The sequence below is a fragment of the Helicobacter apodemus genome, from assembly GCF_003097575.1.
Lineage (GTDB): Bacteria > Campylobacterota > Campylobacteria > Campylobacterales > Helicobacteraceae > Helicobacter_D > Helicobacter_D apodemus.
Genome location: NZ_CP021886.1, coordinates 1012439 through 1038076, shown reverse-complemented (window position 1 = coordinate 1038076; position 25638 = coordinate 1012439). Strand labels below are relative to the sequence as shown.

At 32.7% G+C, this 25638-nt stretch carries 34 protein-coding genes and 1 pseudogene; 26 read left to right on the top strand and 9 right to left on the bottom strand.

Annotated features, from left to right (window positions below):
• The first annotated feature begins 8 nt into the window (after window positions 1-8).
• From msrP to flgK, 14 genes are all read left to right on the top strand, one after another.
• Window positions 9-1007 carry a protein-methionine-sulfoxide reductase catalytic subunit MsrP gene (msrP, locus tag CDV25_RS05130; protein ID WP_052087246.1) on the top strand — a complete coding sequence of 333 codons (999 nt, stop codon included), beginning with the start codon at window positions 9-11 and terminating at the stop codon, window positions 1005-1007.
• Window positions 1008-1015: 8 nt separating this feature from the next.
• Window positions 1016-1555 (top strand): cytochrome b family protein, encoded by a 540-nt coding sequence (locus tag CDV25_RS05125; RefSeq protein ID WP_108911044.1) that lies wholly within the window; start codon window positions 1016-1018, stop codon window positions 1553-1555.
• Between the two features lie 62 nt (window positions 1556-1617).
• Window positions 1618-1941: a preprotein translocase subunit SecG gene (gene secG, locus CDV25_RS05120; RefSeq protein WP_108911043.1), complete on the top strand. Its 324-nt coding sequence runs from the start codon at window positions 1618-1620 to the stop codon at window positions 1939-1941.
• A 19-nt stretch (window positions 1942-1960) separates the two neighbouring features.
• Complete coding sequence (frr, locus tag CDV25_RS05115) at window positions 1961-2521, top strand: ribosome recycling factor (protein WP_108911042.1); 561 nt, start codon at window positions 1961-1963, stop codon at window positions 2519-2521.
• 23 nt (window positions 2522-2544) lie between these two features.
• Window positions 2545-2832 (top strand): hypothetical protein, encoded by a 288-nt coding sequence (locus CDV25_RS10325; RefSeq protein ID WP_204161831.1) that lies wholly within the window; start codon window positions 2545-2547, stop codon window positions 2830-2832.
• Window positions 2819-3382, top strand: coding sequence for an FkbM family methyltransferase (locus CDV25_RS05110; RefSeq protein ID WP_204161878.1), 564 nt, complete (start codon window positions 2819-2821; stop codon window positions 3380-3382). The genes CDV25_RS10325 and CDV25_RS05110 overlap by 14 nt, the downstream gene beginning before the upstream one ends.
• A gap of 120 nt (window positions 3383-3502) precedes the next feature.
• Window positions 3503-4114 (top strand): orotate phosphoribosyltransferase, encoded by a 612-nt coding sequence (pyrE, locus tag CDV25_RS05105; protein ID WP_108911041.1) that lies wholly within the window; start codon window positions 3503-3505, stop codon window positions 4112-4114.
• Window positions 4115-4606 carry an RDD family protein gene (locus CDV25_RS05100; protein WP_108911040.1) on the top strand — a complete coding sequence of 164 codons (492 nt, stop codon included), beginning with the start codon at window positions 4115-4117 and terminating at the stop codon, window positions 4604-4606.
• A 58-nt stretch (window positions 4607-4664) separates the two neighbouring features.
• Window positions 4665-5348, top strand: coding sequence for a F0F1 ATP synthase subunit A (locus tag CDV25_RS05095; protein ID WP_108911039.1), 684 nt, complete (start codon window positions 4665-4667; stop codon window positions 5346-5348).
• Window positions 5332-5898, top strand: a complete 567-nt coding sequence (locus tag CDV25_RS05090) for a thiamine phosphate synthase (RefSeq protein ID WP_108911038.1) — start codon at window positions 5332-5334, stop codon at window positions 5896-5898. The genes CDV25_RS05095 and CDV25_RS05090 overlap by 17 nt, the downstream gene beginning before the upstream one ends.
• Before the next feature lie 49 nt (window positions 5899-5947).
• Window positions 5948-6142, top strand: a complete 195-nt coding sequence (locus CDV25_RS05085) for a hypothetical protein (protein ID WP_034553418.1) — start codon at window positions 5948-5950, stop codon at window positions 6140-6142.
• Window positions 6143-6202: 60 nt separating this feature from the next.
• Window positions 6203-6442 (top strand): flagellar biosynthesis anti-sigma factor FlgM, encoded by a 240-nt coding sequence (locus CDV25_RS05080; RefSeq protein ID WP_108911037.1) that lies wholly within the window; start codon window positions 6203-6205, stop codon window positions 6440-6442.
• A gap of 28 nt (window positions 6443-6470) precedes the next feature.
• On the top strand, window positions 6471-6926 hold the full coding sequence (locus CDV25_RS05075; RefSeq protein WP_194145525.1) for a hypothetical protein: 456 nt from the start codon (window positions 6471-6473) through the stop codon (window positions 6924-6926).
• Between the two features lie 15 nt (window positions 6927-6941).
• Window positions 6942-8774: a flagellar hook-associated protein FlgK gene (gene flgK / locus CDV25_RS05070; protein ID WP_108911036.1), complete on the top strand. Its 1833-nt coding sequence runs from the start codon at window positions 6942-6944 to the stop codon at window positions 8772-8774.
• Here flgK and CDV25_RS05065 read toward each other — a convergent pair.
• From CDV25_RS05065 to CDV25_RS05050, 4 genes are all read right to left on the bottom strand, one after another.
• Complete coding sequence (locus CDV25_RS05065) at window positions 8764-9525, bottom strand: TIGR02757 family protein (RefSeq protein WP_108911035.1); 762 nt, start codon at window positions 9523-9525, stop codon at window positions 8764-8766. The genes flgK and CDV25_RS05065 overlap by 11 nt on opposite strands.
• 2 nt (window positions 9526-9527) lie before the next feature.
• Window positions 9528-10205, bottom strand: coding sequence for a DUF1934 domain-containing protein (locus tag CDV25_RS05060; protein WP_108911034.1), 678 nt, complete (start codon window positions 10203-10205; stop codon window positions 9528-9530).
• 49 nt (window positions 10206-10254) lie between these two features.
• Window positions 10255-11448 (bottom strand): potassium/proton antiporter, encoded by a 1194-nt coding sequence (locus CDV25_RS05055; protein WP_034553413.1) that lies wholly within the window; start codon window positions 11446-11448, stop codon window positions 10255-10257.
• A gap of 197 nt (window positions 11449-11645) precedes the next feature.
• Entirely contained in the window at window positions 11646-12080 is a 435-nt protein-coding gene (locus CDV25_RS05050; RefSeq protein ID WP_108911033.1) for a DUF302 domain-containing protein, read from the bottom strand.
• A 243-nt stretch (window positions 12081-12323) separates the two neighbouring features.
• On the opposite strand from CDV25_RS05050, the gene CDV25_RS05045 reads away from it, so the two are divergent.
• Together CDV25_RS05045 and CDV25_RS05040 are read left to right on the top strand one after the other, a co-directional pair.
• Complete coding sequence (locus CDV25_RS05045; RefSeq protein WP_108911032.1) at window positions 12324-12665, top strand: ArsR/SmtB family transcription factor; 342 nt, start codon at window positions 12324-12326, stop codon at window positions 12663-12665.
• Between the two features lie 14 nt (window positions 12666-12679).
• On the top strand, window positions 12680-14614 hold the full coding sequence (locus CDV25_RS05040) for a heavy metal translocating P-type ATPase (protein ID WP_108911031.1): 1935 nt from the start codon (window positions 12680-12682) through the stop codon (window positions 14612-14614).
• 8 nt (window positions 14615-14622) lie between these two features.
• On the opposite strand, the gene CDV25_RS05035 is transcribed toward CDV25_RS05040, so the two are convergent.
• From CDV25_RS05035 to CDV25_RS05025, 3 genes are all read right to left on the bottom strand, one after another.
• Entirely contained in the window at window positions 14623-15219 is a 597-nt protein-coding gene (locus tag CDV25_RS05035) for a hypothetical protein (protein WP_108911030.1), read from the bottom strand.
• A 541-nt stretch (window positions 15220-15760) separates the two neighbouring features.
• A complete protein-coding gene (locus CDV25_RS05030) occupies window positions 15761-16897 on the bottom strand; it encodes a hypothetical protein (RefSeq protein ID WP_108911029.1) in 1137 nt (378 codons plus the stop codon).
• A 35-nt stretch (window positions 16898-16932) separates the two neighbouring features.
• Window positions 16933-17238 carry a hypothetical protein gene (locus tag CDV25_RS05025; protein WP_108911028.1) on the bottom strand — a complete coding sequence of 102 codons (306 nt, stop codon included), beginning with the start codon at window positions 17236-17238 and terminating at the stop codon, window positions 16933-16935.
• Between the two features lie 138 nt (window positions 17239-17376).
• Here CDV25_RS05025 and CDV25_RS10920 point away from each other — a divergent pair.
• The 6 genes and pseudogenes from CDV25_RS10920 to CDV25_RS10320 all read left to right on the top strand — a co-directional run.
• Window positions 17377-17508, top strand: a pseudogene (locus tag CDV25_RS10920) (peptidase C39); the annotation flags it as partial.
• 468 nt (window positions 17509-17976) lie between these two features.
• Window positions 17977-18111, top strand: coding sequence for a hypothetical protein (locus CDV25_RS10755; RefSeq protein ID WP_269149098.1), 135 nt, complete (start codon window positions 17977-17979; stop codon window positions 18109-18111).
• A 242-nt stretch (window positions 18112-18353) separates the two neighbouring features.
• On the top strand, window positions 18354-18587 hold the full coding sequence (locus CDV25_RS10915; RefSeq protein WP_108911027.1) for a hypothetical protein: 234 nt from the start codon (window positions 18354-18356) through the stop codon (window positions 18585-18587).
• 107 nt (window positions 18588-18694) lie between these two features.
• A complete protein-coding gene (locus tag CDV25_RS05015) occupies window positions 18695-19192 on the top strand; it encodes a methylated-DNA--[protein]-cysteine S-methyltransferase (protein ID WP_108911026.1) in 498 nt (165 codons plus the stop codon).
• Window positions 19193-19319: 127 nt separating this feature from the next.
• The gene (locus CDV25_RS10185) at window positions 19320-19484 is read left to right on the top strand and encodes a hypothetical protein (RefSeq protein WP_162550450.1); all 165 of its coding nucleotides are present in this window, start codon (window positions 19320-19322) and stop codon (window positions 19482-19484) included.
• Window positions 19478-21229: a permease gene (locus CDV25_RS10320; RefSeq protein ID WP_349771112.1), complete on the top strand. Its 1752-nt coding sequence runs from the start codon at window positions 19478-19480 to the stop codon at window positions 21227-21229. Before CDV25_RS10185 ends, CDV25_RS10320 begins: the two co-directional genes overlap by 7 nt.
• Window positions 21230-21494: 265 nt before the next feature.
• Here CDV25_RS10320 and CDV25_RS10910 read toward each other — a convergent pair whose 3' ends face one another.
• Together CDV25_RS10910 and CDV25_RS10545 are read right to left on the bottom strand one after the other, a co-directional pair.
• On the bottom strand, window positions 21495-21602 hold the full coding sequence (locus CDV25_RS10910) for a hypothetical protein (protein ID WP_432805892.1): 108 nt from the start codon (window positions 21600-21602) through the stop codon (window positions 21495-21497).
• On the bottom strand, window positions 21589-21750 hold the full coding sequence (locus tag CDV25_RS10545) for a DMT family transporter (protein WP_239056431.1): 162 nt from the start codon (window positions 21748-21750) through the stop codon (window positions 21589-21591). Before CDV25_RS10545 ends, CDV25_RS10910 begins: the two co-directional genes overlap by 14 nt.
• A gap of 186 nt (window positions 21751-21936) precedes the next feature.
• Here CDV25_RS10545 and CDV25_RS04995 point away from each other — a divergent pair, with 186 nt between their 5' ends.
• From CDV25_RS04995 to CDV25_RS04980, 4 genes are all read left to right on the top strand, one after another.
• A complete protein-coding gene (locus CDV25_RS04995) occupies window positions 21937-22281 on the top strand; it encodes an ArsR/SmtB family transcription factor (protein ID WP_108911828.1) in 345 nt (114 codons plus the stop codon).
• A gap of 9 nt (window positions 22282-22290) precedes the next feature.
• Window positions 22291-23400 (top strand): vWA domain-containing protein, encoded by a 1110-nt coding sequence (locus tag CDV25_RS04990; protein WP_108911024.1) that lies wholly within the window; start codon window positions 22291-22293, stop codon window positions 23398-23400.
• A 281-nt stretch (window positions 23401-23681) separates the two neighbouring features.
• Window positions 23682-24242 (top strand): class I SAM-dependent methyltransferase, encoded by a 561-nt coding sequence (locus CDV25_RS04985; RefSeq protein ID WP_162550449.1) that lies wholly within the window; start codon window positions 23682-23684, stop codon window positions 24240-24242.
• A gap of 126 nt (window positions 24243-24368) precedes the next feature.
• A complete protein-coding gene (locus CDV25_RS04980) occupies window positions 24369-25283 on the top strand; it encodes a DMT family transporter (RefSeq protein ID WP_108911022.1) in 915 nt (304 codons plus the stop codon).
• Window positions 25284-25638 lie beyond the last annotated feature (355 nt).

The window sequence follows — 25638 nt, the reverse complement described above, 5'->3', positions numbered from 1 at the left end:
GAATTTTTATGAAAGAGTTAAAGTATCAAGCAGTTACCCCTAAAGAATATCAAAAGGTAACGCCTGAAATTTTTTTTAAACAACGAAGAAGGTTTTTAAAGCTTGGAGCTGGTAGTTTAGTCGCTGCATTGAGTGTGGAAAGTCTTTTAGCCGATATAGTTAATAAAACGGATAAATTGCATTATCGCCCAATGAGTGATAAAGAAATGCTAAAGATCAATAGAAATGTTATATTCCCAACTCCAGAGGAATTAGCGACAAGTTATAATAATTTTTATGAATTTGGATATTCTAAAAGCGACCCAAAAAATAAAGCAGGTTCTTTAAAGACTTCTCCTTGGAGTATCAGTATAGAAGGGGAAGTGCAAAAACCTTTTGTGATTGATGTTGAAGAATTAATCACTAAAATGACTTTAGTAGAGAGGATTTATCGATTTAGATGTGTAGAAGCTTGGAGCATGGTAATTCCTTGGATTGGGTTTGAGTTAAGAGAATTTATTAACTTTGCTAAACCCACTAAAGAAGCAAAATATATCCGTTTTACAACCCTCTATGATCCTAAGCAATTCCCAATGCAAGGAGGATTCTTAGGACTTGGTATGGGATCAAGTTTTCTTGATTTTCCTTATAAGGAGGGTTTGAGGATTGATGAGGCAAGGAATCCTTTGTCTATGCTTGCAGTTGGAATGTATAAAAAAAGATTATTGCCACAAAATGGAGCACCTATTAGATTGGTAGTACCTTGGAAATATGGTTATAAAATGATTAAATCTATTAATAAAATAGAATTTTTAAAAAAACAGCCTGTTTCAACTTGGGAGGCAGAAAATTCTAGAGAATATGGTTTTTATGGTAATGTTGATCCTGAAGTTTCACATCCTAGATGGTCTCAAAGTAGCGAACGTGTAATAGGACAAAGAGGAAGGGTTCCGACTTTATACTTAAATGGTTATGCAAAAGAAGTAGAGCATCTTTATGCAGGACTTGATAGAAAAAAACTTTATTAAGGATAAAGGTGAAAAAACATTATGGGATTTTTTTAGACACCCTTTTGATGTTTGGAGTTTTTCTGCTCTTATGGCAGATTGTATTAGGTGTTGAAAGCTATAAAATTGGTGATTTTGCTGACCCATTAGCGAGTTTATATTTTTTTAGCGGATGGGTGAGTATTGTTTTTTTGGTGGTTTCTTTGGTTATCTTTAAACCTATTAAAAAAAGTTTTGGATTGTTAGCCTTAGTTGCAGCTCTTCTCCATAGCGGAATCTTTTTTGCAATAGACTTTAATTGGGAATTTTCTTTGATTTTAGAAGAGCTAAAAAGCAAACATTATTTGTATTTTGGGTTTTTAAGTTTAATACTTCTTATAGTGTGTTTTATATTGGGGAATTATTTTCATCGTTTCAAACTTTATTACGCAGTTTATATTGCTGTTATTTTCGCTCTTATTCATTTTGTATTAATACAGAAAATTTTAACGATGAATTATTTTATAGTGATTTTTGTTATTTTATCAATTCTCATTTTCAAGCTTTTGCGGCTTTTTAAAAGGGGTTGATTTTATGCTTGTATTAGATAAATTTTAGTAGAATCTTAAGAATTTTATTTTTGAGGTAAATTATGAGTGGAATTTTATTGGTATTGCAATTTATTTTAGCAATTTTTGTTACGATTATTGTAATGTTACAAAAAAGCTCAAGTATAGGGCTTGGGACTTATAGTGGAAGCAATGAAAGTCTTTTTGGTGCAAAGGGTCCTGCTGGGTTTTTAGCAAAATTAACTTTTGGATTAGGATTTTTATTTGTAATTAATACTATTGCTTTAGGATACCTTTATTTACAAGATTCTAAACGTTCTATTTTAGATAATGTAAGTATTTCTCCTGAAGTTGATAATCAAGTTCCTGTTGCACCAAGTGTTCCAGTGTTGCCACAAGAGAAGTAAAGATTTTGAAGGTAGAGAAATGAGTTTGCAAGATATTTATGCACATACACAAGAGATGATGAATAAAAGTATTGAATCTATGAAAAAAGAGTTTGGAACTTTAAGGAGTGGAAAGGTCTCTATTTCTATCGTTGAGCCTATTTGTGTAGATTATTATGGCTCCCCAACTCCTCTTAATCAAGTGGGCTCTGTGATTGTTCAAGATGCTAATACAATTTCTATAACTCCTTGGGAGAAAAGTCTTTTAAAAGAGATTGAAAGGGCGATACAAGAGGCAAATATTGGAGTTAATCCTAATAATGATGGTGAATGTATCAAGCTCTTTTTCCCCCCAATGACAAGTGAGCAAAGAAAAGAGACTGCTAAAGAAGCTAAAAGTATTGGTGAGAAAGCTAAAGTGGCAATTAGGAATATTCGCAAAGATTCTAATGATAAGATTAGAAAATTAGAGAAAGATAAGTCTATTAGTGAAGATGAGTCTAAAAAAGCCTATGATGAGATTCAAAAATTTACAGATAATGCAGTAAAGAAAATTGATGAGTTAGTTAAACACAAGGAAGAAGAATTATTAAAAATTTAATTTAGTAATAGAGAGTATTTAACATGTTACATAAAATATTTAAGAAAGACATTTTTCATAAAAAAGTTGAAAAAATAGAAGATGATGAAGCTATTCTAAAAAGTATTTTATTTAAACTTGGGATTGGTTGTGGAGATAATGTTCAAAATAGCGGAGAGGAGCTTGTATTTGAAATTTTAAAACAAAATTTTAACCCTCCCTATTGTATATTTGATGTGGGTGCCAATAAGGGAATGTTTTTACAATCAAGCCTTAGGAATCTTCCTTTTATGAAAGAGGTAGCGGAGGGGGGGGCAAATTCATTGTTTTGAGCCATCTATTTATACTTTTGGGATTTTATCGCAGAATGACTTTTCAAAAGTTAATAACATTATTTTAAATAATTTTGGTTTGGGAAAAGTCAATGAGGAGAGAATCTTATTTTATAATAAAAAAGGCTCTGGGTTAGCTTCTTTAACCAAAAGAGATTTAGCATTCCTTAATATTCCTTTTGAAGAGAGTGAGAAAGTTGAAATTCTAACTTTAGATACTTATTGTCAGCAAAAATCTATAAATCATATTTCTTTGTTAAAAATTGATGTAGAAGGGCATGAGCTCGATGTTTTTGCTGGTGCTAAAGAAATGTTTGCTAAGAGGGCTATTGATATTATTACTTTTGAATTTGGAGGTTGTAATATAGATACAAGGACATTTTTCAAGGATTTTTGGCTTTTCTTTGAAAAAGAAAATATGGCTCTTTATCGATTTTTGCCTAGTAAAAAATTATTAAAACTTGACAAATATAAAGAATCTTATGAACAATTTACAACCACTAATTATTTAGCTATTCAAAAAACTATAAACCTCAATGCTTTCGTTTGAAGTTTGTGTATTTAAGCAGAATAAATAAGAAGTATTGGTATTATTGAATATGTATTAATGCTTTAGATGCACCATATAGACTTCATAGGAACATACCTTTAGTCTAAATAAGGAGAATTTATGGATATTATGCGGATTTATAAGGAGGCAAATGCACTTTTAGAGGGGCATTTCTTATTAAGTAGCGGTAAGCATTCCCCCTTTTATCTCCAGTCTGCTAAGGTTTTAGAAAGCCCAAAACTCGCTTATGAATTAGCACAATCTTTAGCAAAAGTTATTCAAGAATCTAAAATACAAGTGCAATGTGTTTGCTCTCCGGCATTAGGTGGTATTTTGGCAGGTTATGAGCTTGCACGATGTCTTGGTGTGAGATTTATCTTCACAGAACGCGTTAATGCAGAAATGACTTTAAGAAGAGGATTTGAAATTTATAAAGAGGAAAAAATTTTAATTTGTGAGGATATTATCACTACTGGGGGTTCTGCTATGGAATGTGCTAGGGTTGTAGAGTCTTTGGGCGCTAACATTGTAGGCTATGCAGCTTTAGCTAATCGTGGGATTTGCAAGAGGTTTAATGCTTTTAGGGCTGGTGATTACCTAGAGTGTAAGTTGGATTCTTCTTTACCTTTATTTGCTTTAGAGGATTTTGTTTTTGATACTTATGAAGCTGCAAATTGCCCTTTATGTAAGCAAGGTAGTGTGGCTATTAAACCCGGTAGTCGTGGGAATTAAATGAGGCAAAATGCAAAACGTTGGAGAAAACTTAAGCGAAATTCTCAAGAACATTTAAATCAAGTGTCGCATAAGCATACTAGAGATTGTGCGATTCTTGCAGCAAGTTTTATCCAAAGGGCAAAGGCTCAAATTATTGATATTTTTATGATTTATATGCCTATTTTATATTTCCTTACCTATGTTGTTATAGGGAACGCAAAAGATTTTCGTGAATCTATTTGGGGTCCTTTAGTTGGGGTTTTGCTTTATGGCGTGATTATTTCTTTGTTTTTAACATTTAAGGCTCAAACTCCGGGCAAAAAAGCTTATGATTTATTACTTATTCGGGATGATGGCAAAAAAGTTACTTTCTTTTTAGCTTTTGTAAGGTTTATTTTGTTTCTTATTTCTGGCTCTATCATTATTGGTATATTGTCCCCTTTGTGGAGAAAAGATAGAAAAACGATGTATGATTTAATCCTTAAAACCTCCGTTGTTGCTAGAAGTTAATTTAATATTAAAATTTTTTTGGCATAATTAAGTGATTTTTATTTTTTGGGAGCTAAATATGGATGGGAGACTTTTTACATTTGCAGGATTAATTAGCCACAATCACGATTTTATTATTGCATTTCATACAATTTTAATCGCCATTATTGCCGTTGTTTTAGCAAAACTTGCAACTTCGAGAATGCAAATAGTGCCAGGTGCTATTCAAAATGTTTTTGAAGTTTTTTTAGGTGGTGTTATTTTTATGGCAAAAGATGTTATAGGAGAGGAAAAGGCTAGAAAATATTTACCCCTTACCGCAACCATTGCATTTTTTGTTTTTTTAGCCAATGCTATTGGTATTATCCCAGGTTTTGAAGCCCCTTCTTCAAGCCTTAGTTTTACGCTTACTTTAGCCTTGATTGTATTTGTTTATTATAACTTTGAAGGAATGAGGACTTTTGGGATAGTAAAATATTTTTCCCATTTTGCGGGTCCTGTGAGTTTATTAGCTCCTTTGATGTTTCCCATTGAAATTATTTCCCATTGTTCGCGTTTAGTTTCTTTGTCCTTTCGTCTCTTTGGGAATATTAAAGGTGATGATATGTTCTTACTTGTTATGTTGATGTTAGCACCTTGGGTAGCTCCTCTACCAGCATTTTTAATCCTCACCTTTATGGCATTTTTACAGGCATTTATCTTTATGATTCTAACCTATGTCTTTTTAGCAGGTGCTGTTTTAATGAGTGAGGAAGATCATTAAAGCTTACCTTATTACTTCTCCTACTCTTTATCCCACAACTCCTTTAGAATTTGATACTTTTTACAAGAAGATTCTTGATACCCATAAGATTGATTTTGCTTGTTATCGTGATAAGACATTGGCTTTTAATCCTAAGCTCTTAGAGGTATTTTTAAGACTTAACCAATCTTATAAAATTCCGAGCCTTATTAATTCAAATTTTGAATTAGGGATGTGCTTTGGTTTTGATGGATTGCATTGTAATGCTTCACAAATGGATTTAATTTTAGAGGCTAAAAGAAAATTTTCTCTAGTTTTTTTTAGCGCACATACAAAAGAAATACTGAAAAAAGCGGATTTATTAGGTGTAAATGGAATCACTATTAGCCCTATCTTTAAAACTCCTAATAAAGGAGAGCCTTTAGGGGTAGAGTTTTTAAATACCCTCAAATTAGAAGATTATAAGGCAGAAATTTTTGCTTTGGGGGGCATTATAAACTCCCAAACTCTCTCTAAAATTGCCACAACTCCTATAAAGTCCTTTGCTTCAATTCGATATTTTCTTAATTAATAAAATATTTTGTAAAAACTTGTTATATTATTTAAGACAAAGGAATGAAATGAAAGATTGGTTTATACCCTCTATTGGTTTTGGACTATTTATTTATTTTATGTTATTTGTGATACTTTATACTATTAAGATTGGTGGAGCAAATGTGCCTTTATTTGATTCACAGCACCAAATTGCTCCGCCTCAAACTGATGCAGAAAAGTTTTTGCAAGATGTTTCAAAAAGTATAAAAAATTCGTTTTAGTTTTTTTGAAAAAAGCCGATTTAGTTATAGTAATGAAATAAATTATTAAAAGGAGGCAGAATGATTAACCACTTGATGAATAATTCTAATTTTTCCAATGCCATTAATCAGGCGAATAATAAAAATACTTCGTCGGTAAATACCCCTAGAAATGAATCTATGGATGAGAAACACAAAACACAAAACACAAAAGTTTTTAGCTCACGCACAGAAACCATTAAGCAAGCAATCTTAGATGGTAGTTATAAAATTGATTTGAGGAGTAGTGCAGAAAAAATGGCACAAGAATTGCTTGGATAATAGATAAGTCTATATTAGGAGTTATCTTATGTCCTTGCAATTTTTAAAAGATGCTTTAGAAGATGTGAAAGCTTTAATAGCTATTACAGAGCAAGATATTACCGATATTAAAGTTGCCAACAATGATACGATTTTTGCTAGAGTTTCACAAAAAGAAGAATTGATAGCTTCATTTATCAAAAAAAAAGAAGCTTATGCTCAAGGTATAGAAGCTAAACTTAGGGAATACTATCCCAATGCCGCAATTACTGATTTGACTTATGAGGATAAACAAAAATTATTAGGTGAGGGTGCTAATGAAGTTACTGCAGAACTTCATGATAATCTTGAAAAGCTTAAAAGGCTTAACTCTCATTTTGGAAAGATGTCTTTAGCGGTTTGCGAGTTTTATAATTCGCTTCTTAAAAATATTGTTCCAGTAGAAGATGGAGGATATAAGAAAAGCACTTTAGGTAATTCTACATTTTTAAAAGCTGAAATATAAGAGAGGAGGATTCTTATGGGCGGAATACTTTCATCTCTTAATACTCCTTATACAGGACTAATGGGTCATCAAGTAATGGTGGATACCGTTGGTAATAATATTGCTAATGCTAATAATGAATTTTATTCAAGACAAGTTGTTCGGACAGCAGCTGAAATTCCACTTTGGAACCAAAATTATGCTTTAGGGCAAGGACTTTCTGTCTTAAGTATTGAGAGAATTCATGATGAATATACTTTTTCTCGTTATAAAAGAGCAACTTCTGAAAAAACTTTTTATGATACTAGTTTTAGAGGACTTAAAGAGGCTTCCTCTTATTATCCAGAAGTGGATAAAGTTGGGATTTATAATGATTTACAAAAGTATTTTAACGCTTGGAAAGATTTATCCATTAAAGCTGGGGATTCTGCTCAAAAAGTTTCTTTAGCAGAGCAATCCCAGACACTTATTAATAATATCACAACAACAAGAGAACGTTTGGTTAATCTTCAAAAAAGTCTTAATCAAGAATTAAAAACTGCGGTTGAAGAAGTGAATCGTTTAGGGGAACAGATCGCTATTTTAAATAAGCAAATAGCAGAATATGAGAGTAAGGATTTAAACAAAAAAGCTAATGATTTAAGGGATTTGAGGGATCAATATGAATTTGAAATTAATAATCTCATTGGTGCAGATGTTTTTAAAAATGGTTTGCAAGGAAGTGCACCTGTCAATAAAAATATTGCTGATTTTGAAGAGAGATATACACTCAATGTTGGTGGGAGAGTTATTGTTGATGGTGCTTCTTTTCAACCTTTAACTTTAGATAACTTTGATAATCCTGATGGACTTTATACGATTAAATATCTAAGGACGGATCATAAAGAATATAATCTTTCTAATTCTTTAAATCAAGGGAAAGTAGGGGCTATTTTAGATTTAATCCGCACAGAAGATATGCTAGAAGATGGAACTGCGGGGGGTATAGGAAAACTCCAGGTTTATATTAATGATTTAGATAGTTTTGCCAATGGGATTATAGAAACGACTAATAATTTATATGCACAAAGTGCTAGGTTGAGTGCTTCTAGTGATATTTTAAGGATTAATTACCAAGATGCTTTTACGACAAGCGGATATAATATTAATGAGGGAAGTTTTGATGTGGTAATGTATGACAAACAGGGTAATACATTGGGCAAAAGAACCGTGGTTATTGATAATCTTACGAATATGCAAAGTATATTAGACCAGCTTAATGCCAATGTAGATGATAATAGCAATAATAATGCTAGTGATGATTTTGATGATAGGTTTGTAGCAACTTTTACTAATGATAATAGAACTTTTGCTATAACTTCTAAAAATCCTTCTGAAGAGATTTATATTTCTATACAAGATAAGGGGACAAATTTTGCAGGAGCCTTTGGGGTAAATAGATTTTTTGAAGGTAGTAATGCAAAGGATATGAGATTAGCCCTTGAATATAGGGAAGATCCTACTTTAATTCGTGCTTATCGTGAGCCAGTATCGGGGAATTTTGAAGTAGCTAATATGATGCAACAACTCCAATATGATAAAGTTATTTTTACAGATTATGAGGGGAATAAGCATTCTGAAACTATAAGTGGATATTTTCGCCTTATTGCTGGCAAAGTCTCTTCTCAAACAGAAGCAACGAAAACCACTCAAGAAACTAAAGAAGCTGTTTATGTAGCTATTAAACAAGAATATAAACGCTCTTCAGAAGTTTCTGTGGATGATGAGTTAGTGAATCTTATACGATTTCAAAGTGGTTATAGTGCTAATGCAAAAGTAATTTCAACTATTGATGAAATGATAAACACGCTTTTAGGGATTAAGAACTAATGAGCTTTAACTGCCCGATTCTATAAAGTGCAAAATCATATTTAATAGGGTCGTATTTATCAAGGGTTTTTAAGAAATTGCTTACTTCTAGTGCGGCTTGTAGATCATAAGTTTTTCGCTTTAAAATCCCAAGCCTTTGAGAGACTCTAAAAGTATGCGTATCTAATGGAAGGATTAAATCACTTTTTTTAATACCTTTCCATAAACCCAAATCTAAACAATCTTCCCTTACCATCCAACGCAAAAACATATTCCAACGTTTCATTGGAGAATTACAATAGGGTTTGCCTATTAAGAATCTTAAGCCTTTTGTGTTGAGTGATAACTTCTCATAAAGGAGATGTTGTAGGGCATAGATACCTTCAATGAGGGAACCATTTTTATAGTTTTTATAGAAAGTATGATAGAGGCTATTGCAGTTTATGAGGGATTGAAAAAAGTCTTGTATTTCTTCGTTGTTTTGAAAGCGGTAAGATTTGCTAGTGCATTTTGAGATTTGATGATTTTTTAGGGAGTGGAGATTGCAAGATTGTAAGAAATTCATAATTGCCCTTACATTGCCATAAGAAAATAATGCACAAAAGAGGGCTATTTTATCATCTCTAAAATCTCTTGCTATACCTAAGGGATCAGGTAATGCTTGTGAAATGCTACAAGAGGTATTAAAGAGATGGTAATGTTCTTCTAAAAGATTAGAAATAAATTTTTTAGAAGGTTTTTTAGGGATTTTAAGGGAGGGTGTAAGAGTCATTTTTAAAAAAGAAAATTATAACCTAAGAATAATCCTGTGCTTGAAGTCTCACTTAAATCAAGCGTAGTGGAAGTGGGGACATCATTAATAGGGATGCTGCTATTTGCTTTGCCAAAATTTAGTCGTCTTGCTTGAATCCCTAATTCTAACTCTCCATAGGTGGTTTGATAAATAGTTCCTGCTTTTACTCCATAAGTAAATCCTGTATATTTAAGTTTTCCCATAGCACTATTATTGACAACAAAGCTACCTTCATTAAAATTGGCTAATGCTATTCCCACATTTGCACTTAATAATAAACGCCACTTTATAGTATTTGGGATTTGTGGAGTGAAAGCATAGTTTAGGGTAAAGGTTTGGTAAGAGAAACCATTTTTCTTAAAAAAGTTTTCCAAATTCAATAAGATTCTATGATTTGGGTTGAGTAAATACCCAACAACAAGTCCAATTCCAGAGAGTTTTTCGCTAAGGCTATGGTTTTGAAGATTATTCCCTGTAATGCTTAAGGTTGCATCAGAATTTGTTTTATTGCTCACTCCATAAATACCTAGTAAGCGATTGCGTCTTTGTTCATATAAAGGATGGTAGGAAACTTGCGGAGAAATTGTATTAGGGGGTTGATAGCTTTGATAGCCCAGTGTAAAGCTTGATAGAAAAATAAATAAAACTAAGAGTCTCATCAGGAACCTTTATTAGGAATTAGAGAGTTTTAAGCAAAAAAGATTCCATTTATTCTCTAATATCTAGCTTTTTTGCCATAAAACTTATAGTTATTCCTTGCAAAAGCACAGAAATAATTACCATAAAAAAGACAATATTAAAAATTGTCGAAGAAGATTCAAATTTATAAACATAAGGATAGGTTGCAAGGATGATGGGAACAGCTCCTCTTAGCCCTACCCACGAAATATAGATTTTTTCTTTTTTATTATATTTGCTTTTATAAAGTGAGATAAATACACTAAGAGGACGAGCTAAGAAAATTAAGACAAAGGCTAAAATCAATGCTTGAATCGCAACGCCGGGTAATTGGGAGGGAAATACAAGCAATCCTAAGACTAAGAAAACAACGATTTGCATCATCCACGCAATAGCATCGTGGAAAGCAATGATATTAGATTTGTTGGGAAAGGCATATTTATTAGTAATGATACCAGCTAGATAAATACTTAAATAACCATTTCCATTTAAAAAGGATGAAACCCCAAAAATCATAAAAAGCCAAGCTACGCTAATAAGAGGGTATAAACCTGCTTGTGAGATATTAATATGTTGGCAGATTTTAGGAAAAAGATAGCCGCATAACATACCTAAAATTCCGCCGACGGCAAATTGGGCAACAAATTGTAAAATCCACTCACCTACTGAATGGGTTTGTGGCATAAAAATAAGTTGTAAGATTGTAATGGTTAAGAAAATAGCCATAGGGTCATTACTGCCTGATTCAAGCTCTAAAAGCGGTCCTATATTGTTTTTAAGCTTTATTTTTTGGGAACGTAATATCATAAATACTGCTGCAGCATCGGTAGAAGAGATGATTGAGCCTAAAAGCATAGATTCTAAAAAGGTAAAATCCAACACAAAATAAATAAAACAAGCCATAATCACAGCAGTTAAGAGAACACCAAGGGTTGCAAGGAGTATTCCATTTATCATTACAGGCTTGATTTCTTCCCAAAAAGTATCAAGTCCCCCACTATAAAGAATAAAAATAAGGGCTATCATACCAATTATTTGAGCTAAGAACACATTATCAAATTCAATCCCTACAATCCCTTCACTTCCAAGCAACATACCAATCCCTAAGAACACTAGCAACAAAGGGATTCCTATCTTTTCTGAAAGCTTACTTGCATAAACGCTTATAAAAAGAATAATTCCTACTACAATAATGGTGAAATTTATATTACCAATGATTTCCATAACTCAAATTTTATGCCCTTTATAGTAATTTTTTGCCTAAGATACCATATTTTACTTTAAATACCAAGAATAGAATAGAAAATGAATATTAGTTTAAGTGCGATAAAAAGCTTTTTATCGCACTTTTTCTAACTCTTATTTTGAATTTAAATATCTTTAAGAGATGGTGTGGAGTAGTTCCACACTTTTAAAAGATTTTATTTTGTGGAGATTTTTATAATTTCTTGTAAGAGTTTATCAATATTTGTAACGACTTGCTTATTTTTAATATTATATTTTTTAGCGAGTTCTTTAATGTCTGTATAGGTTATATAAGTATTATGTTTAGTGTCTTCATAAATAGAAATTTTAAGTGGTAATTCCATAGAAATTTGTGGATTTTCTTGCATTAAAAATGTTCCAATTTTTGGGTTACCAAAGACTATGACTTTGGTGGCATTTAATTCTAAACCAACTTCTTTAGCATTTTTACTATGATCAAACTCAGCAAAAATAGGTATATTCTTTTGTGTTAGAAAATTTTTAGCATTTTCATAAGTGGTATTAAAATCATATTTGCTTTTGATAGGCTCCATTGCATTCACTAAACTAGCAAACATAAAAAAAGAAAGTAATGTTTTTGTAATTTTCATCTTATGTCGTCTCCTTAAATTTTCAAAATTTATTTTGCTAGTATAGCTTTTTAAATTAGATTTACGCTTAAAATACTAAGGGATTAGATATTAAGTAAAAGCCCATCAGTATTTATGGAAAGCTAAAGATTATTGATTATAAAAAGGTAAGAGTTTTTAAGAATATTTTTATAAAAATAGTTCTACACTTCCACATTAAATTTATATATGAATATATAATCATATATTAAAAGGATAAAAGTTATGCCAGAGATTAGTGTAGATAGGCAAAAGATTTTACAGCAGATAGTTGATGCTTTGCCCCAAGAAGAATTGCTCTATGAACTTGCAGAACTTTTTAAGATATTTGGGGATTCTTCACGCATTCGTATTCTCTCACTTTTGCAACAAGAGAAACTTTGTGTTAATGAGATTTCTTTTGCTCTTAATCTTTCACAATCTGCTGTATCTCATCAGTTAAGAATCCTAAGGCACGCTAGACTTGTTCGTTATCAAAAGCAAGGGAAAGAAGTTTTTTATGAGCTTGATGATGATCATATTCAAAAGATATTTGAACAAGGCTTAGAGCATATTAGTGAAATGTAAATTAAGGATAAGAGATGGAAAATACACTTCGTTGTAATTGTAATTTTGATATTAAAGGCATATATGGGTTAAAGAAAAATTTTGCAAAAATACTATTAATCTTTAGCGGCTTACTTTATCTTATTGGATTAGTCTTTGAGTTTAAAATACTTCCTTACTCTATAGATAAAACTTTTTTATCTTTTGTTTTTATCTTTTGTTATTTTGCTTTGGGTTATGGGGTTTTACAAAATGCTTTAAAAGGGCTTTTAAAAAGGGAGTTTTTTAACGAAAATACTCTTATGACTTTTGCTTCTATTGGAGCTTGGGTTATAGGGGATGGGGCTGAGGCTGTAGCGATTTTGTTATTTTATAGAGTAGGAGAATTTTTAGAAAGTCTTGTAGTAGAAAAGTCTAAAAAATCTATCCAAATGCTTGCTTCCCTCAAGGTAGAAAATGCGAAAATTTTACAAAATGATAAAGTTGTCAATATCGACCCAAAAAAAATTCAAAAAGGTGATATTTTAGTGCTTTTAGCAGGAGATAGAATCCCTGTTGATGGGACTATTATTCAAGGTGAGAGTAGCATTGATAATTCTAGTTTAAGTGGAGAATCTATTCCACAAAATGTAAGTGTTGGCGATAATCTTCTCTCTGGTGGGATTAATCTCAGTGGTGTTTTGCATATGCAAGTTACACAAAATTATGAAAATTCTGCTTTTAGTAAGATTATTAAACTCTTAGAAGAAGGGAATGCACAAAAAAGTAGGAGTGAGGAGTTTATCACTAAATTTGCTAGATTTTATACTCCCATTGTTGTTTTTCTTGCCATAGGTATTAGTGTATTGCCTCCTATTTATTTTGGAATTATTGCTCCAAATGGTTTTATAGAGGGTTTTAGTGAAGTTTTCTATACATGGTTGTATCGCGGGATTGTTTTTTTAGTTGTTTCTTGCCCTTGTGCGTTGGTTATCTCTATACCCCTTACCTTTTTTGCTTCACTTGGTAGAGCCTCTAAAGAAGGAATTTTAATCAAGGGTTCAAGTTATCTTGAGACACTTTTTGATACTAAGACTATTATTTTTGATAAAACCGGCACACTTACAAAGGGCACATTAATTGTTAAGGCAATACGAAATTATTCCACCTATGATGAGCAATGGATTATGGCTTTAGCAAAAACTTTAGAATCCCATTCTAATCATCCTATTGCTAAGGCTATTGCAAAACTAGATGCGGAAGTTTTAGAGGTTGAAAACCTACAAGAGAGTGCTGGAGGGGGAATTAGTGCTATATGGGAAGGTAAAAAAGTTGCATTAGGTAACGCACGATTTATAGGAAATCTTACGCAGCAATTCATTGGAGATGATTTAATAGGCGAATGTCAAGTTTTTCTTGCGTTAGAAAATGAAATTGTTGGAAGTATTATTTTAGAGGATACTATTAAAGATGAGGCACAAGAGGCTATCACTTTGTTAAAAAACCAAGGTTATAAACTTCATATTTTAAGTGGAGATAAAGAATCTGTTGTCAAAGAAGTCGCTAAGCAAGTTGGGATTGATGCTTTTGTTGCTAATTTACTCCCTACTGGGAAAGTAGAGTGTTTAAGGAATATTTTACAAAAAAAGGGCAAGAATAAAGTCGCTTTTGTCGGAGATGGGATTAATGATGCCCCTTCCTTAATGCTTTGTGATGTTGGTATTGCTATGGGGAAAACAGGCAGTGATTTAGCCCTAGAGGGGGCGGATGTTGTAATACTTAATGATGATTTAAGAAAGATACCACAGAGTTTAAGTATTGCTCAAAAAACGCGTAAAATTCTATGGCAAAATATTGCCCTTTCTTTAGGGGTAAAAGTTGCTATTATGATTCTTGGTGCTTTTGGATTTGCAAATTTATGGATGGCATTATTTGGCGATGCAGGTGTCGCGTTGCTTGCATTATTGAATGCCACAAGAACAATTCACTAGAAATTTACCTATTTACCCTCTTTTAATAAAGTTTGCATTAAAGAATCCCTAGAATTTATAGAAGAATCTTTAGAGAGTTTTTCTTTATACTTAAACATTTCTAAAAGGGTTTGGTGATTCTTTTCTTTATAGCTTAAGATTAAATTCCCTACTTTATCAAATGGGAGTGTAACACTTAAAGTTCTTATTCCTTTTTCTACACTACTTTCAATAATAAGACCATTTTTAGTTTTAATATTTGAAATATCGTAATTATCCTGAATATAACTTTTCATTATCCCTAAATAATTTTTAATCTTTTGGAGATTTTCTGCAGGTATTTTGCTATCTGCAAGTGCAAAGAACCACCACATAGTAGTTATTCCACCACTAGCAATTTGCACTATGCTTAACTCATACTCTAAATCCTCTTGCGCTTTTACAATCCTTTCTTTATCTTTTGTCTTTAATGATGAAGCAAATTCTCTAGCATTTGATTCTAATTCCTCATTAAATACTTTATCTGCTCTATCTATTGAAGATATATGTCCTCCCAGTAAAAGCAAAGTCCCTAGTAAATCTGATTTTCCCTCTTCTTCATAAACAGCAAGAGCAATTTCTTCCATTTGTTGATAAATATAAGCTTTAGCACTTTGGTATCTTTCTTCACTTACATTAGTGAATCTTTGGGAATGTTCCTCTATAACGTCATAGTTAATCTTAGCAGTAGCTTCTCGTGTCCTTATTATCTCTATCTGTCAAGGAAGTTCTATGGAAGCACTTATGTTTAGATAGTCTCCTGGTTTTTTCAGCCAATGTCTTATTGTTTCCCTATTTTCTTGATTCTTTACTTCAACCCTTTCTTGTTATTGTATAGAGGCTTTAGCACCTCTTTGGATAAAAGCAGTATCGGGAGTATTTGAGCTAGTATTTAACATAAATTCTCCTTTTAAGATTACAATTTATAACTTTGTTCCTTAAAGGTATCAAAGCAAAATATTCCCTTGCTTTATGCAAAAAGTTATCTTAAATCTATGTTTTCTTAAGTAATTGGGGGCGATATTGAAGTAGAAGTGGGATTAGAGAATCTATAAGGTTAGAAAGATTAAATCTCTCTATAATAACCTTAAAGGAATAGAAATACTAGTTAAGCTTAAGCTTAAATCTTTATGCCTTTATATCTAATGCCCTCTCTAAAGTATTAGAAGCATACTTCCTATCTACATTTTGTGCTATTCCTTGCACAATAGCAATAATATCTTCTTCAAAATCGGGATTATTTTCTAGATTATTTTTAAGAGTTTGTTTATCAAGCTTGGTAAGTTTTTGGATTTGTGTAAAAATGGGGTCTTCATTTTCTGTGGCTTGCGTTTGGATTTTTTCTAAAAGCTCTTTAGTGCTTTGCGGGGATTCCACAATTTTATCCATAACTTCTTCTAAGGAAGCGTCCGCTTCAATAGATTTGTGTTCCATCCCAGATTTTTTTAACTGCTTTTTTAAGAATTCTTTGGTTTTCTTTAAAAGCTCCTTTAATAGATATTCCTTTAGATCTTCCTCGGTGGCAATACTATCAATCTCCTGCTTTTGAGTGTGGATAATCTCATCAAGATATTGTGCGTATTCTTGCTTGCTTCCTAATTGGTTTAATCGGATAGAGCCATTAGCTTTTTGGTCTATGGTAATCATTTTATTAAGTTCTTCTTCAATCGAATGAGAGGTATATTTCTCCATTAAGGAAGTAGAAAGGTTAGAATTCCCTGGCATCATTTGGGAGTGTTTAATATAGGTTGAGACATTCCCTAGATTTACATCTTTATTCTTTGTGCCACCATAAAATTGCCTTTGCATTGTATTAAAAGAATGAGTGCTCATCCTCTCTGCCCTATCTAAGAACCCATCTTGATTGATATCTTCTCTGAGATAACCTCTCTTATAAGTAATATCTGCATACCAACTACTCACAAACTCTTCTGCCCTACCTTTAAGCAAGATATTCTTTCCATCAGTCTTTAGAGCATTTTCTCCAAAGACTTCCTGTAATCTATCTAAATTTTCATAGCTTAAGCCCACATTGACATAAGCACCATTAAGAGGGTCTCTAAAATAGACATTATTTTGGTATGGGGATTCTGCTTCTTTTCTTACTTTGATATTGCTAACTAAAATATCACTAGCTTCTATCATCTCCTGCATTTTTCTTATATCCTCTTCTTCTCCAAAAGACACATGAGCAGATTTATAGGCTGTTGTAGATAATTTCATTTCTAAATTCATATAATTATATTTACTTACACTAGGAAACATATTATCCCTTCTTTTTTCTATCAATATTTCTTAAATTAGCATCTTTTGCTAACATAGCATCTCATAAAGGCGTTAACCATATGTTGATTGCTTTGAGGACGAGAATTGGCATTATAGCTATTAGTAAAAGGCATAGTATTTATGTAGTAATTCCAACCTAATGTATAAGGTCTATAGCCTCCTACAACTTCTTGTTCTTCTTTAATGTTTAAAACCTTAACTCCTGCAGAATTATCACTCACTTTACCTTTAGTAACAAGTGCTAATACATCTACTTCCTCCGCATTAGTTACGCCCATAAGCCCTAAAGCCAACACTGCAGTTAAAAACACCTTTTTCATTAAATCTCCTTTTGTATAGGATTTAATCCTAACAAAATGTTGATTAAAAAAGCAAAAACTTTCTTAAATACTTAAAAAAATTTTTGGGTTGTTTATTATGGTTACAATAAAATAAATGAGGAATTTTATGCAAAAGGTATCAAAAATTTCATTATTTTATGTTTTTCGCTTATTTTACAAGCTGAGTTTGTAGTGAAGTCTTACCAAATGCTTAAAAACCAAAATATGGTGAAACAAAGTTATGAACAATCTTGTGGTGCTTCCTCTATAATGAATCCCTAAAGTTAAAATTCTAATGTAAAGATATTTCATTAACACATATTGGAACTTTCAATGTATCTTAAAAAATACAAAGGTGAAAAAGCATTGTAAAAATATGTTTATTTCTGATACAAAACAAATCCATTATATCAGGATTAGCACAATGAAAAAACCTTAAAACTTTTAGCTTTTTTCATTTTCTATCCCTTATTTAAGCAGAATTTATCATTAAATGCTACAAATGTTACCAAGGGCTAAAAACTAATAAGTTATTAGATAAAAGTAAATAAAGCTAGTTGCTTCTTATGTTTATCAATCTTATGAAAAACTTAGTAAATTAGAGCTTTAGCATATAATAAAGAATGTTTGGAGGTTTTATATTAATAGAATTGAATATTTATAGTTAGGTTTGATAGTTTTTTGAGATAAAATTAAGGTGCTTGCTTTAAATAATGTTATTTGGTGGATTTTGCATTTATGAAGTCTGATAATTTTCTTCCAAAAAACTTCATTGTAAATAAACATAATGAGTTCATTACGATAACTATGAGTAAATGCTCAATGTCCTTGTTGCAAAATAGAATTTTTGAAGCAGTGATTGCTACTATCTAGCATTTGATAAAAAATAATAGAATTAATAAAGATATGTCTTCTAAAACAGATAAAACAATAAGTATTGACTATGATTTATTTTATAATTGTCTTTTAGAGGGGACTTCGTTAAAAAGAATCCGCAAGAAATAGCTAAACAAGCACTAGACGATTTAGTTTCTTTAACAGTTTAATTTGAAAATAAAAATAATTTTGGATCTATATCCATTTTTTCTAAAGCTGTGATAGATACGAATACAAATATGTTAATTATTACTTTTAATCCATATTTTGATAGTGCGAATTTGTTGCTACAAGCAACTTATACAAAAATGGTGTATCACAATCTAAACTCTTTTAAATCAATGTATTCTGGGGTTTTATACCAGTATATAAAAGATTCTAGAGTTAAAGCAATTATCTTTAAATTCTATTTTTTAAGTTTTGAGAATATACAAAAGATTTTTTCAATGAACAAAGTTGGTTTTTTGCAATGATTTGGGCTATCTATGCACTAAGTCAATATAGAATGGATAGGAAAATACGGGAGGTTTTAAAGAACAAGTGGTAAAATTCTATAAATACCAACAAGCAAAGGCAGCCTATGCAATACATTAGTTATTATCAATCTCCTCTTGGAAGTATCCTTTTAAGTGCAAACAATAATGGCTTAAGCGGACTATGGTTTGAAGGGCAAAAATACTTTGCACTTACTTTAGACAAGGAGCATCAAGAAAAAGAAATGCCCTTATTCAAACAAGTTAAAAATTGGCTAGATAATTACTTTTTAGGGAATAAACCAAATTCCTCTTTACCCCTATACCTAATAGGAACAAACTTCCAAAAACAAGTATGGCAAATTCTCTATTCTATCCCCTATGGAGAGACTAGGACTTATGGAGGAATCGCAAAAGAACTCTCCATAAAAAAAGGATTGTCCCGTATGTCCGCACAAGCAGTGGGTAGTGCAGTTGGGCATAATCCAATTTCAATTATCATTCCTTGCCATCGCGTTATGGGTGCAAATGGTGATTTGAGAGGATATGCTGGAGGCATTGAGAAAAAGGTTAAGCTCTTAGAATTAGAAAAGGTTAATATATAATTCTTATTCATCCTAAAAAATGCAGGTTAAATTAAGTATATGGATTTAAATTATAGTAAGGCCAAACTAAAAAGTATTTTAGCTAGTTAGTTTTATTCAGATGCAAAGAATTATTAAGGAATAAACGATGACATTTTTTACTCAAATTTTACACACTCTACAAAATTTTATTCTACTTTTTGTAGAAATTTCCCTTTTGTTTCTTAGCGTAGATATGCTTGTTAGTTACCTCAATACGCGTTATTCTAACGCTATACAAAAGCATTTAAGCACCAATGCCAAGCTATCTTAAAGCGATTTTTAGGCACAATTACACCTTTTTGCTCGTGCTCTACGATTCCATTTTTCCAAGCTCTTGTGCGTAATGGCGTTCATTTAAGCGTGAGTTTTGCTTATCTTTTGACTTCTCCACTCATTAATCTTATCCTCATCTCAATGCTTTTTATAACTTTTGGCTTTACACTTGGGTTAAGTTATATGTGCTTTGTGATTCTAGCGGTATTTTTCCTCGCATTAAGCCTCAAAAACGCTAATGCAAAATTCTTGCTTAAAGAGGAGTTTTTCACAAACTTTCCTACAAAGTCAAGGCTGTTGCGAGGCAAAGGCTCTTTTACTCTAAGCCCCAAATCCCATTTTTCGCCGCATTTAGAGCAGAATACAGCGATAAAATTCCACTCTCAAGCTCCACAAGTGGAATCTAAAGCTAAACGCAAAATTTTGCAATCTTTTTTCACCTCAAGCTTTATAAATTACAAAAAGATTCTTCCTTTTCTTGCTATGGGTATGGCTATCTGGGCTTTTATACACGATTTTGTTCCACAAGATAGCTTGCAAGAAATTCTTACAAACTTTAACTATTTGGACGTGATTATGGCGGCTTTTATAGGAATTTTTCTTTATATTCGCGTAGAGGTGATTATTCCTATTAGCTTAGGGTTAATCAATGCTGGAGTGCCACTTGGCATTGTGATGGACCTTTTAATTGCTGGTGGGGGCTGCTCTTTGCCTGAACTCATTGTGCTAAAATCAATGTTTAAGACGAAGCTGATCTGTCTTTTTGTAGCAAATGGTATTGGCAATCTCCATAGGCTTTGGGTTTTTGGTTGTATTGTTTGGTTTGTGAGGAAAAAGATGAAAATTTTAGATAAACTTCTCCCACTTTGGATATTCTTAAGTGCGACTTTTGGCTTGACACTAGGAATCTATTTCCCCCCAAATTGTAGATTTTATCAGCTTTTAGAATTTAATGATATAAATCTAGCCCTTGCTTTAGGGCTTATTATAATGCTTTACCGGCCCTTAGCAAAGGCTAATTATACGCATATTTTTAAAGTCTTTAGCCATAAGAAAATCCTTTTTGTTTCTTTGGGCTTAAATTTATTGATGTTTGCTTTAGCATTCCTTGCCTATTTATTTCTGCCAAATTTTACTCTAGCATATATGCAAGGAATTATTCTCATAGGACTTGCACGATGTATTGCTATGGTTTTGATATGGATAGACCTTGCCTTAGGGGATAAAGAGCTGGCTCTGAGTTTAGTGGCTTTCAATAGCTTTTTTCAAATCTTTTTCTTTGGAATTATGGCTTATGTTTTTATGATAGTTTTGCCTTCATTTTTGGGTATAAATTTGCAAGGCTATACTCTATCTTTTGCTTTCGTTGCTAAAAATGTAGCCGTTTATCTTGGCATTCCTTTTATTTTAGGGTTTTTAATTCGTTTCATTCTCGTAAAATATAAGGGAGCAAAATTTTATGAAGAAAATTTCATTGCCAAAATCAGCCCTATTACCCTTATATTCTTGCTTTATATCGTTATAGTGATGTTTTCGTATAAGGGCGGATCTTTGCTTAAACTGCCCTTTGACACCTTGCTTGTTGCTTTGCCTTTGGTGGCTTATTTTGTAGTAATGTTTTTTATTGCTTTTTATTTGAGTAAAAATTTTGGCTATGAAAAAAAACTTGTGCTATCAGTTTTATCGCTTGTGGAAATAACTTTGAACTTAGCCTTGCCGTTGCCATTACTTCTTTTGGGATAAATTCTCTTCAAGCTCTTGTAAGCATAGTAGGAGTATTGGTTGAAGTGCCTGTGATGCTTTTTTAGTCAATGCGCTTAAAACTATCAATTTGGCAAATATTTCGCATGATGCAACTGTTTGTCGGTGATGAGCTTATTGGTGGTATTGGTGTAGGCGGAGGTAGCAAAGCATAAGATAAGCAAATCGCAGAAGCTGTTCTTTTATGTCTTGCTAATAAGTTTCAGCCCCACTACACTGACGATGATAAAACTGAGGAATAAAATCTTTAAAAAATATCTCTTCTTTGAATAGCATAAAGCCAACAATAGAGATAAGTAGCACTCCCACCCCCAGACCAAACAGCATAGCCTACGCTCAAATCAATGCTTTTCATAGCATAGTAGAGCAATGCAAAACTGCTGCTCATAAAAATGGCAAAATAAGAATAAAAAGTGCTTACCCGATACACTCACTTGTTTGAGCAAATTAGAAGCTAGAATCTCACAAATAATTGCCAATGCTAATAGTACCCAAGCATTCATAGTGTGCCTCCTTTGTTTGCAAGGGGCATTTGTAACTCACTTATCCATAAATGAATTGGTGAATTCTAACACAATTTTTTATAAATTATAAATCAGCCATTATTTATAGAATTTGCAATTTTATTACTTCATAAAAATAAATTTGTAGTAAAATACAAAAAGTATAAAGGAATAAATATGCAAAGTATTGAGGATTTTTTAAAAATCACAGGGGCAATCAATGATGAAAGTCGCATTAAAATTCTTGCCTTTTTAGCACAGCATTACCAAAAACAAGGTATGCTTTGCGTATGTGATTTACAAGAGTCTTTAAATATGGTGCAATCTCGCCTTTCGCGCCACTTAAAAATTCTTAAAGACGCAGGATTTTTGGAGCTTCAAAGGCAAGGCGTATGGGCGTATTATGGAATCAAAAAAGATTTAAACGGCTTTTGCAAGGAAGCTTTAAGGCACATTGAACTTTTAAACCTCCCTTTACCCAAACTTAAACGCATTTCTTTAGGGAACAAGCACTCCAACAAAAATACATAAAGGACTTTAATGCAGTATTTGACAAAAATCATATTAGCCAAAGCTTTACTTTGTTTCGTTTTTAGTTTTACTTTGTATGCAAATACTCTAGCAAAAATTCCAGAAGTCGATGAAAAGCTTATTGATACAATGCTCTCTCGCCTTATTTATGGAGCGAAATGCGATGAAATGGCGATGATTTCACATTTTGACCCTAGTGTACTTTGGGTATATGATAAAGATACAGTTAATATCCAAAAAATATCAGATAAAATTCGCTATCTCCGGTTTGCAGGGAAGATTTTATCAGGGGGTATCTCAAGTGGAAATAGCACTTATACAAGCCCAGGTAGAGATTTTTTCTATACACTTAATGGGACAGATTTAGAGGTTACAAGTATTTGTGATAAACAGCATCTTATCTTAAGTAATTATGATAAAGAAAAAGAGCCTTACAACCTCAAGCTTCGTGAAAAACCAGCTAAAGAAGTTGCCATCGTGATAAATGTTGCAAATTCAATGAAGGATTATATCTTTGCGTTTAAGGATATTGCCCCTCTTATTGCTCAACATATACTTGAAAAGGACAAAGATAGCTATGCTAAAATCACACTTGTAAGCTTTAGCGATTATGATGTCGAGGATTATGATGATGTGTTGAGTCCAAGCGAATTTGTGGAGAATGCAAAAAAATTAAAAGCCCTCAAGTCTTATACAAAATTTGTAAATTATGCCCTCATTAAAGCGATGAGTCATTTTACAAAAGATAATGGACTGAAGAAAGAAATTTATCTCATCACCGATGGCGATCCAAACGATATGGGAAATGTAGATAAAATGCTCTACCTCACAAAGAATCTTAATCACAATATCGTGCAAAATAGCGGTGGCTCTAAGAAAAATTGGGTTACAATCCACACTTTAGCTTTGAATAAAAATTTAAATGCTTTAAAAGAACTTGCCCTTGCCACAGGTGGAAATTTCTATGAGCCAAGCAGTGCCTATGAGTTTAAAAAGTTGCTTTTAAGACTAAGCAATAATGGCAAAGATGTAGATCCTAGAGAAATCAATGTGATTATTCCAAGCAAAACACATAAAATCTATGACCCTGATAACCCAGATAATCCACCTCAAAAATAGAATCTGCAGCACTATTTACTTCTTCAAAGAAGTCTCCGAAGTAAAAATCTTGCTTTACAAATAAATGATTTGAACACACTTTTTTAAGGTGCTGTAAAAACGCTCCATACACAGAAGTGGTATGTGAAACCTTATAAGAAATTTCACACTGACTTCACACAAAAAGGCTATACTACCCTTGAAAAAATTTTATGAAGTCTTGATGAGACTACTATGGCTCTAATACCCTTGCTAAACCGACAAATCAAGCTTAGCAGCTTTTCAGCCTAAAGGGAGTGAGCTTGCTGCCTTATTATCTGACTAATCCAAAATGCACTGGTGCTGTGTGTTCGAGTTCTAAATATCTTGCAGAAGTGATCACAGAAAATATCGGCATTGAACAAGCTTGCAATATCGTTGAAATAGGACCTGGAATGGGTGCTTTCACAAAGGTGATTTTACGCAAAAAGCCTGATTTAGGGCAGTTTTTCGTTGTTGAAATTAACACTAAAATCGCCAACAGACTGCACAAAAAATTTCCACACCTTGATATTGCGCTTGGTTCAGCTGAATTTTTGCAAACAATGATGCAAGAAAGGCAAATGCCCTTTGTCGATGTGATTGTTTCTGGGATTCCGTGGGCGTTTTTAAACCAAGCATTGCAACAGCGAATTTTAGAAAATATCCACAACTATTTACGAATGAGCGGCATTTTTGCCACCTTTGCTTATATTTTGCCTTCTGCTGGTGCTAAACGATTCCGCAAAAGAATTTACAGCAAGGAGATGTTTAGCGAGATAAAAAAGTCCGCAATCGTGTGGAACAATATCCCGCCTGCATTTGTGTATTATTGTAAAAAATAATTTTTCCAAAAATTCACCGAATTGAAAAGTTGTTCTTATATAATGCCAAAAACGCATAATCAAGCAAGATTTGATTTGAATTTTATGAAAAGCTTTGCACCAAAAGCACTTGTGTGAGAAAGATTGATGATTTTTGATACCTTAAAAGGGCATTTGCTCGCTATTTTTACAATCTTGGTTTGGGGTGTTACCTTTAGTTCCACGAAGATTTTATTGCCTGACTTTGCTCCTGCGGAGATTCTCTTTATCCGCTTTTTTATTGCTTATGCGTTCTTAAATCTCTTGTGTGTCAAATTGCACACACAACGCATTGCCTTTGTCGGCTTTTCTAATGAAATTCTCTTTATCCTTGCGGGACTTAGCGGGGGTTGCTTGTATTTTCTCGCCGAAAATGTTGCTTTGCTCTACACCACCGCTTCAAACGCCTCATTGCTTGTGGCTATCAATCCCTTTTTCACAGGACTGCTCTTTGCCTTTGTCTATGGCAAAAAACTAAGCAGATTCTTTATTTTAGGCTTTTTTGTGTCATTTGTAGGGATTTTTTTGGTGATATTTCGGGGCGAATTTGTCTTACAAATCTATCCTATCGGCGACTTGCTTTGTCTGCTTGCCGGCATTATTTGGTCTGTTTATACGCTTGTTTTGGAGATGATTTTTGCTCGTTTTAAGGGGATTTCACATCTTGTGATTCTAAAAAGAATCTTTTTTTATGGGCTGCTTTTTGCTTTACCTTTTGCCTTGTATCAATCGGGCATTTTGCAGGGAGATTTTCACACATTGCACGATTTCACGCGCTATGTTAAGGCGATGAATCTTGCCAACTTGCTCTTTCTTGGGCTTGTCGCCTCTGGACTGTGCTATTTGTCGTGGAATGCTTCATTAAAACTGCTTGGCTCTCTCAAAGCAAGTGCGTATATTTATAGTGTGCCTGTCATTGGCGTAATAGCTGCGTGTGTGAGTTTGGGCGAGGTGCTAAGTGTATATATTATCATCGGTGGAATCCTTACGCTCCTTGGGCTGTTTCTAAGCCAAAGAGGATAAAATAAGGGATAAAAAAATTTACGATTTTTAGCTAAAATACAACATTTCAAAAAAGAGGATAGAATGTCGCAAACACAAAAACAAGAGCTATACCATACGCTTTGGAGTATAGCAATCACATTAAGGAGCAAGATTGATGACTAGGATTTTAAAGCCTATTAATTTCTTAGAATTATCCTTCTCCTCTCTTAGCTTACATAAACAATGCAAATAGCATGAAAACTAAATGATTTCTTAACTTGCACTACTTATACAATCCACCTAATTTTAGCAAATCTATCACCTTTAGCCTCTATTGCTTTTTAGTTTAAACTCTCTAAAATACCACTAATATCTCACGTAAATATTTTAAATT

Excerpts from the sequence above, each read along its gene's own strand:
- CDV25_RS05045 (WP_108911032.1), top strand. The coding sequence starts at position 12,324 with ATGCCAGAGATTAGTGTAGATAGGCAAAAGATTTTACAGCAGATAGTT.
- CDV25_RS10325 (WP_204161831.1), top strand. The coding sequence starts at position 2,545 with ATGTTACATAAAATATTTAAGAAAGACATTTTTCATAAAAAAGTTGAA.
- CDV25_RS05080 (WP_108911037.1), top strand. The coding sequence starts at position 6,203 with ATGATTAACCACTTGATGAATAATTCTAATTTTTCCAATGCCATTAAT.
- CDV25_RS05015 (WP_108911026.1), top strand. The coding sequence starts at position 18,695 with ATGCAATACATTAGTTATTATCAATCTCCTCTTGGAAGTATCCTTTTA.
- CDV25_RS10755 (WP_269149098.1), top strand. The coding sequence starts at position 17,977 with ATGAAGTCTGATAATTTTCTTCCAAAAAACTTCATTGTAAATAAACAT.
- CDV25_RS05025 (WP_108911028.1), bottom strand. The coding sequence starts at position 17,238 with ATGAAAAAGGTGTTTTTAACTGCAGTGTTGGCTTTAGGGCTTATGGGC.
- CDV25_RS05050 (WP_108911033.1), bottom strand. The coding sequence starts at position 12,080 with ATGAAAATTACAAAAACATTACTTTCTTTTTTTATGTTTGCTAGTTTA.
- flgK (WP_108911036.1), top strand. The coding sequence starts at position 6,942 with ATGGGCGGAATACTTTCATCTCTTAATACTCCTTATACAGGACTAATG.
- CDV25_RS10915 (WP_108911027.1), top strand. The coding sequence starts at position 18,354 with ATGTTAATTATTACTTTTAATCCATATTTTGATAGTGCGAATTTGTTG.
- msrP (WP_052087246.1), top strand. The coding sequence starts at position 9 with ATGAAAGAGTTAAAGTATCAAGCAGTTACCCCTAAAGAATATCAAAAG.
- CDV25_RS05055 (WP_034553413.1), bottom strand. The coding sequence starts at position 11,448 with ATGGAAATCATTGGTAATATAAATTTCACCATTATTGTAGTAGGAATT.
- secG (WP_108911043.1), top strand. The coding sequence starts at position 1,618 with ATGAGTGGAATTTTATTGGTATTGCAATTTATTTTAGCAATTTTTGTT.
- CDV25_RS05100 (WP_108911040.1), top strand. The coding sequence starts at position 4,115 with ATGAGGCAAAATGCAAAACGTTGGAGAAAACTTAAGCGAAATTCTCAA.
- CDV25_RS05095 (WP_108911039.1), top strand. The coding sequence starts at position 4,665 with ATGGATGGGAGACTTTTTACATTTGCAGGATTAATTAGCCACAATCAC.
- CDV25_RS05060 (WP_108911034.1), bottom strand. The coding sequence starts at position 10,205 with ATGAGACTCTTAGTTTTATTTATTTTTCTATCAAGCTTTACACTGGGC.
- CDV25_RS05065 (WP_108911035.1), bottom strand. The coding sequence starts at position 9,525 with ATGACTCTTACACCCTCCCTTAAAATCCCTAAAAAACCTTCTAAAAAA.
- CDV25_RS05030 (WP_108911029.1), bottom strand. The coding sequence starts at position 16,897 with ATGTTTCCTAGTGTAAGTAAATATAATTATATGAATTTAGAAATGAAA.
- pyrE (WP_108911041.1), top strand. The coding sequence starts at position 3,503 with ATGGATATTATGCGGATTTATAAGGAGGCAAATGCACTTTTAGAGGGG.
- CDV25_RS05035 (WP_108911030.1), bottom strand. The coding sequence starts at position 15,219 with ATGGAAGAAATTGCTCTTGCTGTTTATGAAGAAGAGGGAAAATCAGAT.
- CDV25_RS10910 (WP_432805892.1), bottom strand. The coding sequence starts at position 21,602 with ATGAAAAGCATTGATTTGAGCGTAGGCTATGCTGTTTGGTCTGGGGGT.
- CDV25_RS05075 (WP_194145525.1), top strand. The coding sequence starts at position 6,471 with ATGTCCTTGCAATTTTTAAAAGATGCTTTAGAAGATGTGAAAGCTTTA.
- CDV25_RS04980 (WP_108911022.1), top strand. The coding sequence starts at position 24,369 with ATGATTTTTGATACCTTAAAAGGGCATTTGCTCGCTATTTTTACAATC.
- CDV25_RS10545 (WP_239056431.1), bottom strand. The coding sequence starts at position 21,750 with ATGAATGCTTGGGTACTATTAGCATTGGCAATTATTTGTGAGATTCTA.
- CDV25_RS10185 (WP_162550450.1), top strand. The coding sequence starts at position 19,320 with ATGACATTTTTTACTCAAATTTTACACACTCTACAAAATTTTATTCTA.
- CDV25_RS05040 (WP_108911031.1), top strand. The coding sequence starts at position 12,680 with ATGGAAAATACACTTCGTTGTAATTGTAATTTTGATATTAAAGGCATA.
- CDV25_RS05085 (WP_034553418.1), top strand. The coding sequence starts at position 5,948 with ATGAAAGATTGGTTTATACCCTCTATTGGTTTTGGACTATTTATTTAT.
- frr (WP_108911042.1), top strand. The coding sequence starts at position 1,961 with ATGAGTTTGCAAGATATTTATGCACATACACAAGAGATGATGAATAAA.
- CDV25_RS04990 (WP_108911024.1), top strand. The coding sequence starts at position 22,291 with ATGCAGTATTTGACAAAAATCATATTAGCCAAAGCTTTACTTTGTTTC.